Below are 13,900 nucleotides of genomic sequence, written 5' to 3' on the forward strand. Positions count from 1 at the left end.
TTGCGCCCGACCGGACAGGGCGTGCCGCGAGCGCAGGGCGTGCCGCGAACGCAGGGCGTGCCGCGAACGCAGGGCGTGCCGCGAGCGCAGGGCGTGCCGTGAGCGGCGTGGCGCCCGACAGGCCGCCGGTCGCCCCGACCTCCGCGCCTCGGGGCCGTGCCCCGACGGACCTCCGGCTGCTCGCGCCCGCCGTCCTCGCGTGGGTCGTGGCAGCCGCGACCCTCGGGCTGTCGGTGAGCGGGCACCTCGTCGTGGCAGGTGCGTCCGTGACCCTCGCCGCGCTCCTCGCCGTTCCGGGGCGCCGCGGCGGGCGCCGCGGCGGGCGCCGCGGACGCCGCGCGCTCCCGGCATCCGTGCGGTTCGTCGGGGGGCCACTCGTGCTCGGGCTCGTGCTCCTCTTCCTGCTCCAGGTCGCGGCGGCCGGTCACGCCGTCGTGCGAGCCCGGGGTGGGGTCGACACGCTCTCGGCCGAGCGGGCCGCCGTCACCGCCGTCGTGGTGCTCACCGGTGACGGGCTCAGCCTGCCGGGCCGTGGCGACCGGTCGCGGGTGCTGCGCGAAGGAATGATCGTCAGGCTCGACGCCCGCGGCTCCCGTCGCGCCACCGGGGCTCCCGTGCTGCTCACCGGCGACGCGGCCCTCGCGGAGCCGGCCTGGCGCTCGACCGTCCTCGTGCGCGGCCGGCTCGGCCCGACCGAGCGGGCCGACGACCGGGTCGCCACCCTCGCCGTCGTCGGCGTCCCGGAGCTGCTCGTACCCCCCGGGGCCGTCGCGGCCGGGGCGGAGCGGCTGCGGGCCGGGCTGCGCGGCGCCGTCGACGACGCCCCCGCCGACCCGCGAGGGCTCCTGCCCGGCCTCGTCATCGGCGACACGAGCCGCACCCCGCACGACCTCACCGAGGCCATGCGCGTCACCGGCATGACGCACCTGACCGCCGTGAGCGGCAGCAACGTCGCCGTCGTCACCGGTCTGGTGCTCGGCCTGTGCGTGCTCCTCGGCATCCCGCGCCGGGCCCGGCCGGTGCTCGCCCTCGTGGCCCTCGCCGGCTTCGTCGTCCTCGCCCGCCCCGAGCCGAGCGTCGTGCGGGCGGCCGCGATGGGGGCGATCGGCCTCATCGGGCTGAGCCGGTCACGACGCTCCGCCGGGCCCCCCGTGCTCGGCGCCGCGATCGTCGTCGTCCTCGCCGTCGACCCGTGGCTGGCCCGCTCGTTCGGCTTCGCGCTGTCGTCGGTCGCGACGCTCGGCCTCCTGCTGTTCACCCGGCCGTGGGGCGACGCGATCGGGGCCCGGCTGCCGCGCCGGCTCGCCCCCCTCGGCCCGGCCCTCGCCGTGCCGGTCGCCGCCCAGGTGATGACGGCCCCGCTCGTCGTCGTGCTCCAGGGCTCGGTGAGCGTCGTCGGCGTCCTCGCCAACCTCCTCGCCGCCCCGCTCGTGCCGGTCGCGACGGTCGCCGGCGTCGGTGCGGCCCTCGTGTCGGTCGTGTGGGCCCGCGGGGCCGAGCTCGTCGCGTGGGCCGGGGTGCTGCCGGCGTGGGGCATCGCGGGGGTCGCACGGTGGTTCTCCCGGGTGCCCGGTGGCACGCTGCCGTGGCCGGACGGCCCGCCGGGTGCCGTCCTCCTCGCGGCCCTCACCCTGGGGGTCCTCCTCACCGGCCGCGCACTCGTGGCGCTCGTCGCCTCGCACCCGGTGCTCACGCTCGGCTCGGCCGTGCTCGTCGCCGCCGCCCTCGTCCCGACGCGCAGCGTCACGTGGCCACCCACCGGATGGCGGGTCGTCGTGTGCGACGTCGGGCAGGGGGATGCCGTCGTGCTGCGCAGCGGCGAGCAGCGGGCCGTGCTCGTCGACGCGGGCCCGGACCCCCCGCTCGTCGACGGCTGCCTGAGCCGGCTCGGCGTCACGACCCTCGACGCCGTCGTCCTCACCCACTTCCACGCCGACCACGTCGACGGCCTCGTCGGCGCCCTCGACGGGCGTCGCGTCGCGCAGGTCCTCGCCAGCCCGGTGCGCGAGCCGGCCGACGCGGCGGGCGCGGTCGAGGCACTCGCCGCGGCCCACGGCATCCCCGTGCACGCCCTGAGGGCGGGCGACCGGCTGACCGTCGGCGACCTCGACGCCGTCGTGTGGAGCCCGTGGCGGCGGATCGCCGACGGGTCGGTCGCCAACAACGCGAGCGTCGTGCTCGCCGTGCGCACGGGAGGCGTCGACGCGCTGCTCCTCGGTGACGTCGAGCGGGAGGCCGCGCACGACCTCCTGCTCCGGCTGCGCCGCGAGCCGTCGATGGCGGTCGCGGCAGCCGGGTTCGACGTCGTCAAGACCCCGCACCACGGGTCGGCCAACCTCGACGACGCGCTCATGGCCGCCGTCGCCGCTCCGGTCGGTGTCATCAGCGTGGGGGAGGACAACGACTACGGCCACCCGGCGCCCCGCCACCTCGACCTGCTGCGCCGCAACGGGTACGCCGTCTACCGCACCGACGAGCACGGTGACGTCGCCGTCGTCGAGCACGGGGGAGGGGTGGTCGTCGTGACGGGACGGTGATCGCCGGCCGGGGGGTGGCACGGTGGCGAGCGGCCGGCATCCGGCAGCCGGAGGGTCGGGGATGCCGTGCGGCTCGCCGGGCGAACACGGAGGCCGCGGCGTCCCGGGCGAGTCAGGATGCCGCGCGCCTCCCGCCGGGCACACGGACGCCGGCGTCGCCCCTCAGATGGAGAAGGCCGGGTCCGGGGCGCGCACCGTCGGTGCGGTCGACTGGGTGGCGGCGCTCTCGATGAGGGCGTCGAGCGTGGCCCGTACCGCCGGCACCCGCTGGAGGTCCGAGGTCGTGACGGCCATGATCGACCGGCGCGATGCCGGGGTGATCGGCAGCGCGACGACGTCGCCGTGGTGCACGGTGCGCAGGATGAGGTCGGGGATGAGCGCGACGCCCAGGCCCTCGGCGACCAGGCCCATGACCGCGACGTAGTCCTCGGTCTCGTACGCGACGTCGGGGCGGAACCCGGCGTCGTGGGTCAGCTGGAGGAGGTGCCCCCGGCAGCGCGGGCACCCGGCGATCCACGGCTCCGCGGCGAGGTCGGCGAGATCGACGTGCTCCTGGCCGGCGACGTCGTGGCCCTCGGGCACGGCGAGGCGCACCTCGTCGTCGAGGAGCGGGGTGATGACGAACTGGTCGAGGTCCTCCTCGCCGCGGCCGACGTCGGTGCCCTCGTACGCGAAGGCGACGGCCAGGTCGCACTCGCCGGCCTTGAGCGCCGCGAGGCTCTCGGGGGGCTCCGCCTCGGTGAGCGTGATGCTGACGTCGGGGAAGCGTCGCTTGACGAGCGAGAGCGCCCGCGGGACGAGCGTCGCGGACGCTGACGGGAAGGCCATGAGGCGCACCCGCCCGCTGCGCAGGCCGGCGATCGCGGCGACCTCCTCCTCCGCGGCGTCGATGGCCGCGAGCACCGGTGTCGCATGGCGGGCGAGCACCTCGCCGGCCTCGGTGAGGCGCACGTTGCGGCCGACCCGCTCGACGAGCACCGTGCCGGTGCGCTGCTCGAGGCGTCGCACCATCTGCGAGATGGCGGGCTGGGTGTAGCCGAGGGCGGCCGCGGCCGCGGTGAAGCTGCCCTCGTCGGCGATGGCCTTCATGACCCGGAGGCCGGCGGCGTCGATCATGGAGCCATTCTATAACGCCGAGTTATCCGGATGCCAGCCTCCCCAACCCCACGTGATGCCTCGACCGATGGCAGATCACCCACCTCCGCGGGCCGTTTCGGCCGTTCCGGAGGTGGGTGATCCGCAATGAGTCGGATGCCGTGTCGGCTAGCCCTTCTTGTTGCTGCCGGTGAGCCGGAGCGTGTAGCCGGCGTCGAGGACGTCGATGTCACCGGTCGGCAGGTTGGAGACGATGACGCTGATCTCCTCCTTGTTCGCCAGGCACGTCGTCACGAAGCCCGTCTCCTGGATCGAGTCGCCCTCGAACCGGTAGACGTGGTTGCCCGCGTCGTCGACGATCTCGCCCTCGGTGTCGCCCGACGGGGTGAGGTCGCACGGCGACAGGATCTGGACCACCCAGATGTTGTCCTGGGCGCCGTCGGTCTCGACCCAGTGGCCCGGCTCGGAGGACAGGGTCGCCGCCGCACCGTCGATCGACACGTCGTCGACGAAGAAGCCGGTGTCGAGGTACGCCGCGTCGGTCGAGTAGCGGAACCGCACGTCCTCGGTGCCCGCGGGCAGCGGCCCGGTCCGGAGGTGGATGTACTCCGGGTCGTCGACGAAGTAGGCACCGCCCGACGTGCCGGTGAGCCCGTTGCCCTCCTCGTTGTTGTCGTGCGGGTTCGTGCTCGTCGTGACCTCCGTGCCGCTGTCGTCGACCAGGGGCACGGTGACCCACTCACCGTCGACGAGGGCCTCGACGTAGCCGTAGTCCCAGCCGTCCTCGATGAAGTACCAGGTCCAGAAGTCCACGACGTCGCCCTCGGTGACGGGGGTGTCGACGTCGAGGATGTTCTCGTTCTGGCTCTCCGCACCGCCCCACCAGTGGGTGTCACCGCTGTGGGGCGCCACCTGCTCGTTCGGGCTGCCCTCGAAGTCGAGGGTGACGTTGCGGCCGAGGTTGCGGAAGGTCTCGTACGAGACACCGAACGGCAGCGCGCTCTGGGCGGGGACCCGGTTGCTGTTCGCCCAGCGGCCCTCGGGCACGCGGCCGATGTACTGCCCGCGCTTGTTCCAGTACTCGTCGTTCGCGATGTCGACCGTCCAGCTCGTGTAGGCCGGGTTGCCGAAGTCGATGTTGATGAAGTCCCAGACCTCGGAGTCCTCGTCGTCGAGCTTGACGGCGACGGCCCAGTCCTGGAACAGCTCCTCGGCCGAGCGCAGCTTCGCCCCGGTCCGCTCGTTGAACTCGTCGATGGCCGCCTGGACGCCGGCCATCCCGTCGAGCTCGTTCTCGAAGATGAGCTTGATGAGCAGGTCGCCACCGGCGCCGTCGTACTCACCGTCTGCGTCGAAGGTCCCATCGCCGTTCCCCCCGGCCTGTTCCCACAGGTAGAGGAAGTAGGTGAACGAGGCACCGTAGTTCTCGAGCCCACCGCCCCAGCGGGTCAGCGACGCCTCGCGGTGGAAGACCTGGTGGTAGGTGAGGTGCGAGCCGCCGATGTCGTAGCCGTTGAGGAAGACCGCCATGTCGGCGAGCCCCTCGTCGACCCACGAGACCTCACCCGGGTCCGAGTAGTTCATGAGCAGGTGCTCGAGCTCGTGGGCGATGACACCCTCGTACAGCTCGGACTGCCCGTCGGGGTTCGACGACTGGTCCCCGATGCGGTTGGCCCAGTCGAAGGCGTCGATCACCATGACGTTCATGCCGGCCTCGTTGATGTACTCCGGCGCGAAGTAGCCCGCCGTGTAGGTGGAGACCGAGCAGTCGTAGTAGGACTCGTCCTGCACGTTGTAGACGAGCATGACGAGCGCGTCGCTGTCCTCGGCGGCAGGGTCGGCCAGGCCGATCGGGCCGAAGTGCTGCTCGTTGACCGGGACGATGTCGTTGGTCAGCTCGTCGCCGAGGTAGTCGATCTGCTCCTGGGTGATGACGTAGTCGGCCGCGGCGTTGTCGGCGCACGGCGTGAAGTCGTCACCGGGAGTGGGGTCGAATCGCGGATCGAGGCTGCCGACGCCGTCCACCCCTTTGAGCGCGCCGGTGGGCACGTAGATGTAGACGGGGGTCCCGTCCTCGGTCTCGCCGGCGTAGACCCGCTCGAACTCCTGCTCGTAGGTGCCGCCGGCCTCGCTGTCGTTGAGGTCGACGACGATGGTGGGGTCACCGGGGTCACCGGTGGTCTCCGCCTGCGCGGTGGTCGTCATGGTGCCGATGGTTGCGAGGGAGAGCGCGGCGGCCCCCGCCACGACCCCCCTGATCATTCTGCGCACGGTGTGCTCCTTCCACGGCCACGTCGTTGTGGCCTGCGAGAGACGCGGCTGCTCGGGTGGTGCCCAGCCGCGGTGGTTCGGGCCCGGCCGGCATGCGAGATGCGGCCACCAGGGAAAGTAGCAACGCGTGAACGCGGTATCGCCCGGAGAAGCAGCCGAGTTGCGCGACGGCATCCTCAGGTGTGCCTTGACCGGTCGGCCGGTCGGCCGGTCGGCCGACCGGCTGCGCGTGCCGGCCGGATCGCGTGTCGTGTCCGTCCCGGATGCGATGATCGGCGGTATGCCGGACGCCGCCGCGCTCGCCGCCCTCCTTCGCGCGCACCCGGGCACCCTCGTGCTCACCGGCGCCGGCATCTCGACCGACAGCGGCATCCCCGACTACCGCGGTCCGGACGGCACCCGCCGGGTCACGCCCATGCAGCACGGGGACTTCGTCGGCTCGAGCCAGGCCCGCCAGCGCTACTGGGCGCGGTCGTTCATCGGCTGGCAGCGGTTCAGCCACGCCGAGCCGAACGCCGCCCACCACGCCGTCGCGGTGCTGCAGCGCCGCGGCGTCCTCGGGCCGGTCATCACCCAGAACGTCGACGGCCTGCACCAGGCTGCGGGCAGCCGCGAGGTCACCGAGCTGCACGGCAGCCTCGCCGAGGTCGTCTGCCTCACCTGCGACACCCGCTCCGACCGGGACCTGCTCCAGGCCCGGATGGCCGAGGCCAACCCCGGCTTCGAGGCCCTGGCGAGCGGCGAGGCCCCGGACGGGTCCCGGGTCAGCAGCCAGATCCGGCCGGACGGCGACATCGTGCTCGACGACGACCTCGTCGCCGGCTTCCACCTGCCGCGCTGCACCGTCTGCGGTGCCCACACGCTCAAGCCGGACGTCGTCTTCTTCGGCGGCTCCGTCCCGCGCGAGCGCGTCGACGCGTGCTACGCCCTCACGGATGCCGCGCCGGCCCTCCTCGTGCTCGGCTCCTCCCTCGCGGTCATGTCGGGGCTGCGGTTCGTGCGCCACGCGGCGAAGCGCGGCATCCCGGTCATGGCCGTGACGCGCGGACCGACCCGCGGCGACGACCTCATGACCCTGCGCGTCGACGGGCCCCTCGCGCCGACCCTCGCCGCGGTGGTCAGCGCCGGCCTCGCCGCCTGATGGCCGGGCCCGGTCCGGAGGTGACGCGCGGGGTAGGAAGCCGCACGGCATCCGGTGGCGTCGCGTCCGGTGGCGTCGTCATCCGCACGGCGACCGCGGCGGACCTGCCCGCGATGGCCGAGATCTACAACGACGCGGTGCGGCACACCCTCGCGACGTTCGACGTCGACCCGCAGCCGCCGACGCTGTTCGCCGAGCGCGTCGCGTCGAGGCGGCCCGGCGACCACGTCGTCGTGGCGGAGGAGGACGGCCGGGTGCTCGGGATGGCGTATGCGGCGACGTACCGACCGCGACCGGCGTACGACGGCACCCGCGAGACGTCGGTCTACCTCGACGCCGACGCCCACGGCCGAGGGATCGGGCGGGCGCTGTACGACGAGCTGTTCCGCCGGGTCGACGCCGACGGCATCCACACGTGTCTCGCCGTCATCGCCCAGCCCAATCCCGCGAGTGAGGCGCTGCATGCAGCCGTCGGCTTCGAGCGGGTTGGGCTCCTGCGCGAGGTGGGCCGCAAGTTCGACCGCTGGGTCGACACGGCGTGGTGGCAGCGGGTGCGGTAGGCCCTCCTCGGATGCCGGCGCCGGACGCGACCCGGCGCCGCGTACGCTGCGAGCATGGGAGCAACCGGGTCCGGACCCTTCGAGAACGACGACGCCCTCGACTTCCTCGACGCGCTCGAGGACCTGCCGCGGGCGCAGCGCCCCGGCCGGGTGCTCGGAGCGCTCGACGTCGTCCTCCTCGCCACGGGGTACGTCGAGGCGCCGGAGATGTGCGAGGCGGTGGCGGGCGCCGCCGCGGTCGGCGCGTCGGTCAACCCCGAGGCGGCCCGGGGCGAGCCCTACCTGCCGGCGTGGCTCGTCAACCAGCCGCTGCCGACCGATGACGAGGAGCTCGTCGAGAAGTCGCGCCAGGTGCTGCGGCGGGCGGTGCGCTCGCAGGACAACGAGTGGTGGGAGCTGTGGGACGAGGCCGGGCTCGCGGACGACGTCACGGCATCCTGCCGCCGGGCCCTGGCCTGGCTCGGCGACCGCGACGACTGACGGCCTCGCCGTCACAATCCGGCGCGGGGTTCAGATCGGCGCAGGGTTCAGATCCGGCGCAGGACGGCCGTGACCTTGCCGAGGATGGTCGCGTGGTCGCCGTCGATCGGTGAGAACGCGGGGTTGTGGGGGAGCAGCCACACCTTGCCGTCACGGCGCTTGAAGGTCTTGACGGTCGCCTCGTTGTCGAGCATCGCCGCGACGATGTCGCCGTTGTCGGCGGTCGGCTGCTGGCGCACGACGACCCAGTCGCCGTCGCAGATCGCGGCGTCGACCATGGAGTCGCCGACGACCCGCAGGAGGAAGAGCGACCCCTCGCCGACGATCTGGCGGGGCAGCGGGAAGACGTCGTCGACGACCTCCTCGGCGGTGATCGGCACGCCGGCGGCGATCTGGCCGAGCACCGGCACGTAGGTGGCCTCGGGTCGGGCGTCGTTGACACCCGTGACGTCGACGTCGTCGTGCTCGGGGGCGCCCCGGTAGCCCGGCTCGTCGCTCGCGGTGTCGGGGGAGATGACCTCGATGGCGCGCGGCCGGTTCGGGTCGCGGCGCAGGAAGCCCTTGCGCTCGAGCGCGGAGAGCTGGTGGGCGACCGAGCTCGGGGAGGTCAGCCCGACGGCCTCACCGATCTCGCGCATGCTCGGGGGGTATCCGCGGCGGTCGATCGAGTTGCGGATCACCTCGAGGACCTTGCGCTGGCGGTGGGTGAGTGCCCCGCCGTCGCCGCGGTCGGGCATCTCGTGGATGTCGGCGTTCCTCGGACGTGCCATGTCGACCCCTTCGGTGTCATCCGCCCCCGGCCCCCTCGGGACCGGGTGTCTGCGCAGGTCGGGCCAACTGTCGGTGCTCGTCGGCAGGATCTCCTGCATGAGGACAGCGTACGAGTCTCGTACACACATTTCAAACATTTCTTCGAGGTGTGTCTTGAAGCGGTCGAACATCCGTGCTACAACTCGTACAGACGTTCTATCGAACACCGGTTCGACGATGGCCGTGGCCGTCGGGATGGAGGAGAGAGCATGAGCGCACTCGCATGGGGGCCCACCGACCTCGTGGATGCCGGGTCGCCGGTCCGGCGCCGGCCGCACCTCGTCGTCCTGCCGGGTGGTGGTGAGCAGGATGCCGGCGCGCTGCGGCTCACGCGTCGCGGCCGCTGGGCGCTCGTCGTCCTCGCCGTCGCGCTCGCCGCGGCCCTCGGGATGACCGGGCTTCGGGGTGCCGGCGCGGCCGAGCCGTCCCGCTCGGTGACGGTCGCTCCCGGCCAGACCCTGTCCGAGATCGCGCTCGCCGAGCTGCCCGAGCTTCCGATCAGCCAGGGCATCGTCGCCATCCAGCTCGCGAACGAGCTGAGCACCGCCCAGATCAGCGCCGGCCAACAGCTCGTCATCCCGCGGTCCTGACCACCGGCCGGCGCGACGGTCGTCCGCGCCTGCCGCCCCGTGTCCTGAGTCCCTCGACCCGACTCAGAACGCCGAAGGGCGTCGCCCCCGTGCAGGGGAGCGGCGCCCTTCGTGCTGTCCTGGCGCGGCGAGGACTCGGGGGCTGAGGATCGTTCGGCCTCCGGTGACTCGTCCGTTCGGCCACAACACGGAGCAGGTGCTTCCCCCGAGGTGGCCGGGGCCCTAGGGTTCAGCGCGCAAGGGTGTGACACGTCGCCGTGGGCTGCCCTACATCTGCACACGTACACCACTGGTGTGGCCGCCTCGCCGGCCACACACAAGCCGAAAGGTCTCGCCCGTGCACCGTCGCGTCATCAAATCCCTCATACCCCTCGTGGGTGCCGCCGCGCTCGTCGCGGCCCCCATCGCACTCGCGGCCCCCGCCTCGGCGGCCCCTGTGGATCCCGACGAGAACAAGACCTGGTTCTGGGAGAACTACCTCTTGGAGGAAGAGGGGATTCTCGCGCTCTGCGTGAACGAGGGCTCGCCCGAGACGCCGTTCGTCGTCCCCGAGATCGAGGACTTCTTCACGGACGAGCAGATCGACGAGGTCTTTGGTGACGTGGATGATGCCGACTTGGCTTACGTCCTGGGGGTTGTGAAGGCGGGCGGGGGCGAAGACGCCAGTGAGGTTGTCGTCGAGCCTGAGGTCGGCGACAAGTTGGCCCACTCGAACAAGAAGGACAACTCGCACGTCATCCTGTGCATCGCCGAGCTCGAGCCGGAGGAGCCTGAGGAGCCCGAGGAGGAGACCCCGGGCAAGCCGAAGCCCAAGCCCCCGGTCAAGGGTCCGGTTGTCGAGACCGACCGGGTCTCTGACAGCGGCTCTGCTGCGGGCCTCGGTCTCGCCGCTGCGGCCACGGCGCTTGTCGCCGGTGCCGGTGTGATCGTCGTCAGCCGCCGTCGTCAGGGCGACCACCGCTGATGAACCGCCGCCCACTGCTCGCGGTGGGCGTGGCACTGACCGTCCTCGCCGTCGCGCTGCTCACCTGGATGATGCAGCGCGACGGCGAGTCGGTGTCGGCGACGGCGGCGACCCTGGCCCCGTCAGCCCCGCCGACGGTGACGCCCGGCACGACCACACCGAGCCCCACGCCGACCACGTCCGCGACGAGCGCCTCGCCGAAGCCGTCGGCCACGGCGTCGAAACCGCCCTCGGCGGCCGGCCTGCGGATCCAGATCCCCGCCATCGATCTTGACCACCGGATGGCGGGAGGAGGCCTGAGCTCGAACGGCACGATCGATCCCGACCCGGGCACCGTCATGTGGTTCCGGGGGTACGACCGCGTTCGTCCCGGCAGGGTCGGCACCGCGGTCATCGCGGCGCACGTGGCGACGGGCAGCCGGCCCGACGTGTTCGCCGACCTGGCTGACGTCGGCGTGGGGGACACGGTCAAGGTCGTCGAGGACGGGAAATCCATCACCTACCGGGTGACCCGGGCGGCTGCGATCGACAAGGTCAAGGTCACCACGGACCAGACGGTGTGGGGGCCCAACTCGTCGCGCTCGCGCCTGGCGATCATCACCTGCGACGACGCGTTCGGGTTCCGCGGTGACGGGCACCGCAAGGCGAACTTCGTCGTCATCGCCGAGCGGGTCTGAGCACAGGCGCGGTCCCGGCCCGGGCCGGACGCGGATGCCCGGTGGTGGGTCCGTGCGTTGGCGGCTCCCGCCACGGACCGAAGCCGAAGCCCAACGCCGGGTGTCGGGTCCGAGCTCAGGCGCCTCCCGCCACCGGCCGACCCAGCTGATGGCCGCGTGCGTACTGCCGCGCGACCCGCGCGGCTCGATGGGGGACCCGGACCTCCCACGCCGGGCTCCTCGGCCGGTCGAGGAGCTCCGCCCACATCCACGCCGTGACCACGACCATGACCGCCACGTGCCACCCCGGGGCGAGCAGGGCGACGAGCATGAGCGCCCAGCACGAGCCGAAGCACCAGGCCGCGTGCCGCCCGCCGAGCCGGATGGCGTCGGCGCCGGCCGCCCACCCGAAGGCCGCCAGCGGGGGACGGGTGTGGTGCCGGTTGAGGCACCGCTGCTTCGCCGGCGACACCTGCCAGACCGCCGCGACGACGACCGCCACGGCGAAGGCAAGGTCGGCGCGACCGGCCCGGATCGACAGCGCCGTCGACGCAACGAGCAGCACGAGACCGCCGCCGACCCAGGTCGCGGTGAAGGCCCCGAGCACGAGGGCCAGGGTCATGGGGCGCCGCCGCGGAAGGGTGCGGGCGTGTGCGTGCCGCAGCGCCGCCATCGTGTGCGGCGCCATCATCGCGGTGAGCATGACGAGCCATCCCGCGAGGAACGCCGGGACGCTCACGCCTGACCCGCTGGCCCCCGGCCGGTCGGCGGACGCGGGTCCCGTCGCCCCAGCTAACGCTCCGGCCGCCCCGGCCGCCCCGGCCGACGCTCCCGCCGCCCCGGCCGCTCCCGCGGACGCTCCCACCGCTCCATCCTCCCCGCCCGGTGTTGAGCCGACGAGGTGGTGGACGTGCCCCGAGGATGCCGCGACCGCCGGCGACGCGGCAGACCCCACCCCACCGGGCGAGGCGAGGGGCCCGGCCGCGAGCAGCACGACCCAGGCGCATGCCGTCACGGCGAGCACCGGCGTGCGGATGCGCCGGCGCGCGCGGGCCTCGGGGGTCATCGCGCCCGGGGTCCTCAGCGACCCTGCCGGAACACCGAGATCCGCCCGATCTCCAGCTCTCCCTCTGGGCCGACCGGGCGGCGCGGGACGATGCGCACCGGGAGGTCGTCGACGTCGAGGCCCTCCGCCAACGGCATCCGGTCGACGATCTCGGTGATCTCGAGCACGAACGTGAGACCCTCGCCCCCGTGCTCGTCGTCGGCGTCGCTGGCCTGGGTGACGCCGAACGGCGCGATGCTGCCGGCGAGCAGCTCGGGGTGGTCGGCCGGGTCCTCGTCGTCACCGACCCCGACGTACACGCTGAACGCCGTCGCGTCGGACTGCCCCCGCACGTTCTCGAGGTTGAGGAACACCCGGTCGGGGGCCACGGGCGTGGCCTCGGTGTCGGCCTCCCCGGCACCAGCGTGGCTGTCGGCGACCCGGCGCCGGGCCCGCGGGTCCAGCCGGACCCGGCTGCTCACCGGCGCGGCTCCGACCGGCACGGCCTCGTCGTTCGCGCCGACGAGCTCGACGTTCGTCTCCTCAGGCACGGCTGCCCCTCCTCCTGCCTCGTCGGCCGGCACCTGGTCGCCCGGCACCCGGTCGCCCGGCAGCCCAGCGCGCCCGCCGACCCCGCTGCCGGCCATGTCCTGAACGGGCGGCAGCGGCGGCACCCCGGTCGGGGTGATGTCCTCGTACGTGTAGTCGAGGGCGTCGAGGTCGGTCATCTCACCGGGGGTGTAGACCCACGTCGAGCCGTCGGGCATGGGCGCGCAGAACTCCCGCTCCCCGATGCTCGCCGGCCCCTGCAGCCACGTCGACTGGGTCGGGTCGGTGTGCCCGGGGCTCGACGCGTTCCACGCCGCCCACAACCGGTCGATGTTCGTGTGGTGCAGCCAGAAGATGGGGTCCAGTCCCGCGGTCCTCGGGTCGGCCATGGCCCCGACGGTGAACGGTGACTGGACGTCCTGACCGCCCACGAGGCCGTGCACCCAGTCGTGCGGCTGGGTCTCGATGCCGCCGTGCACCGGGCCACCGTGCGAGAAGCCGGTGTCGACACCGCCGAACCCGGGGCTGCCGCCGCCCGAGACGCCGGTGTAGTTGGGGTCGCCCAGGGCGGCGAGGTTGACCTGGTCGAGGGGCACGAAGACGTCGCCGTCGCCGTTCGGACCGTAGCGCTGCGACACGAACAGCGGGTTGTCACCCACCCCGTCCGGCCAGTCGGGGGAGGCGAAGGCCGGTGGCAGCGCGGCCTGGTCGGTGCCGAAGTAGTCCCAGTAGGGCAGGGCCCAGTCGCTCGGCCCACCCTGCGCCTGCACGACCGCGCGGATGTTCGCCTCGAACGCGAGCACGTACCCGCGGTGCCACGGCAGGAAGTACCAGCTGCCGTGCTGGCACTGCCGCCAGAACTGGGTGAGCTGCGCCTGGGTCGGCGGTTGGTCGCTCGCCGAGAGGTACCCGAGCTCGACCCACCTCGCCTGGTTGAAGCCGTGCATCCCCGCGTAGAACCGCCAGCTCGTGGGGTCCGCGAGGGGCTTGGCCTTCATGGCGGCCACCCCCCGGGCGTACCAGAGCACCTCGTCGGCCCAGTCCCCCCCGAGCTCCCACACGTTGCGCCGCACGTAGTCCATCGGCCGGACCCCCTTGCGCTCGCGCGTTCCCGGCACGGCCGAAGCGAGTGATGTGCATCACTCTCGCGCATTTCATCGTAGCGGGGGCCCGCACGGCATGTCCATGCGTGATAAACAGCC

12 protein-coding genes are annotated in these 13,900 nt (G+C 73.1%); 7 read left to right on the forward strand and 5 right to left on the reverse strand.

Translation table 11 applies throughout. From position 1 onward, the window contains the following. Positions 1 to 107: 107 nt before the first annotated feature. The gene (locus tag ABD899_RS05810) at positions 108 to 2,537 is read left to right on the forward strand and encodes a ComEC/Rec2 family competence protein (protein ID WP_345203385.1); all 2,430 of its coding nucleotides are present in this window, start codon (positions 108 to 110) and stop codon (positions 2,535 to 2,537) included. Between the two features lie 162 nt (positions 2,538 to 2,699). On the opposite strand, the gene ABD899_RS05815 is transcribed toward ABD899_RS05810, so the two are convergent. Both ABD899_RS05815 and ABD899_RS05820 read right to left on the reverse strand, forming a co-directional pair. After that, positions 2,700 to 3,653, reverse strand: coding sequence for a LysR family transcriptional regulator (locus tag ABD899_RS05815; RefSeq protein ID WP_345203386.1), 954 nt, complete (start codon positions 3,651 to 3,653; stop codon positions 2,700 to 2,702). A gap of 147 nt (positions 3,654 to 3,800) precedes the next feature. After that, positions 3,801 to 5,894, reverse strand: coding sequence for a hypothetical protein (locus tag ABD899_RS05820; RefSeq protein ID WP_345203486.1), 2,094 nt, complete (start codon positions 5,892 to 5,894; stop codon positions 3,801 to 3,803). 289 nt (positions 5,895 to 6,183) lie between these two features. On the opposite strand from ABD899_RS05820, the gene ABD899_RS05825 reads away from it, so the two are divergent. Genes ABD899_RS05825 through ABD899_RS05835 form a run of 3 tightly spaced genes read left to right on the forward strand, consistent with a single transcriptional unit; the run spans position 6,184 to position 8,084 of the window. Further along, positions 6,184 to 7,044, forward strand: a complete 861-nt coding sequence (locus ABD899_RS05825; RefSeq protein WP_345203387.1) for an NAD-dependent protein deacetylase — start codon at positions 6,184 to 6,186, stop codon at positions 7,042 to 7,044. A gap of 20 nt (positions 7,045 to 7,064) precedes the next feature. Continuing rightward, complete coding sequence (locus ABD899_RS05830) at positions 7,065 to 7,604, forward strand: GNAT family N-acetyltransferase (RefSeq protein ID WP_345203390.1); 540 nt, start codon at positions 7,065 to 7,067, stop codon at positions 7,602 to 7,604. Between the two features lie 54 nt (positions 7,605 to 7,658). Next, on the forward strand, positions 7,659 to 8,084 hold the full coding sequence (locus ABD899_RS05835; RefSeq protein WP_345203392.1) for a DUF4259 domain-containing protein: 426 nt from the start codon (positions 7,659 to 7,661) through the stop codon (positions 8,082 to 8,084). Positions 8,085 to 8,131: 47 nt separating this feature from the next. Here the strand turns inward: ABD899_RS05835 and lexA are convergent, their stop codons facing one another. Beyond that, positions 8,132 to 8,854 (reverse strand): transcriptional repressor LexA, encoded by a 723-nt coding sequence (lexA, locus tag ABD899_RS05840; RefSeq protein WP_345203394.1) that lies wholly within the window; start codon positions 8,852 to 8,854, stop codon positions 8,132 to 8,134. Positions 8,855 to 9,103: 249 nt separating this feature from the next. On the opposite strand from lexA, the gene ABD899_RS05845 reads away from it, so the two are divergent. The 3 genes from ABD899_RS05845 (at position 9,104) to ABD899_RS05855 (ending at position 11,125) form a co-directional block, all read left to right on the forward strand. After that, complete coding sequence (locus tag ABD899_RS05845) at positions 9,104 to 9,484, forward strand: LysM peptidoglycan-binding domain-containing protein (RefSeq protein WP_345203397.1); 381 nt, start codon at positions 9,104 to 9,106, stop codon at positions 9,482 to 9,484. Between the two features lie 337 nt (positions 9,485 to 9,821). Then, entirely contained in the window at positions 9,822 to 10,448 is a 627-nt protein-coding gene (locus ABD899_RS05850; RefSeq protein WP_345203399.1) for a hypothetical protein, read from the forward strand. Further along, on the forward strand, positions 10,448 to 11,125 hold the full coding sequence (locus tag ABD899_RS05855) for a class F sortase (protein WP_345203400.1): 678 nt from the start codon (positions 10,448 to 10,450) through the stop codon (positions 11,123 to 11,125). The genes ABD899_RS05850 and ABD899_RS05855 overlap by 1 nt, the downstream gene beginning before the upstream one ends. A 115-nt stretch (positions 11,126 to 11,240) precedes the next feature. Here the strand turns inward: ABD899_RS05855 and ABD899_RS05860 are convergent, their stop codons facing one another. Next, positions 11,241 to 12,170 carry a copper chaperone gene (locus ABD899_RS05860; protein ID WP_345203404.1) on the reverse strand — a complete coding sequence of 310 codons (930 nt, stop codon included), beginning with the start codon at positions 12,168 to 12,170 and terminating at the stop codon, positions 11,241 to 11,243. A gap of 14 nt (positions 12,171 to 12,184) precedes the next feature. Next, a complete protein-coding gene (locus ABD899_RS05865) occupies positions 12,185 to 13,816 on the reverse strand; it encodes a tyrosinase family protein (protein WP_345203406.1) in 1,632 nt (543 codons plus the stop codon). Positions 13,817 to 13,900: the final 84 nt, after the last annotated feature.

The sequence above is a fragment of the Fodinibacter luteus genome (genome assembly GCF_039541575.1).
In the GTDB taxonomy this organism is placed as follows: Bacteria; Actinomycetota; Actinomycetes; order Actinomycetales; family Dermatophilaceae; genus Fodinibacter; species Fodinibacter luteus.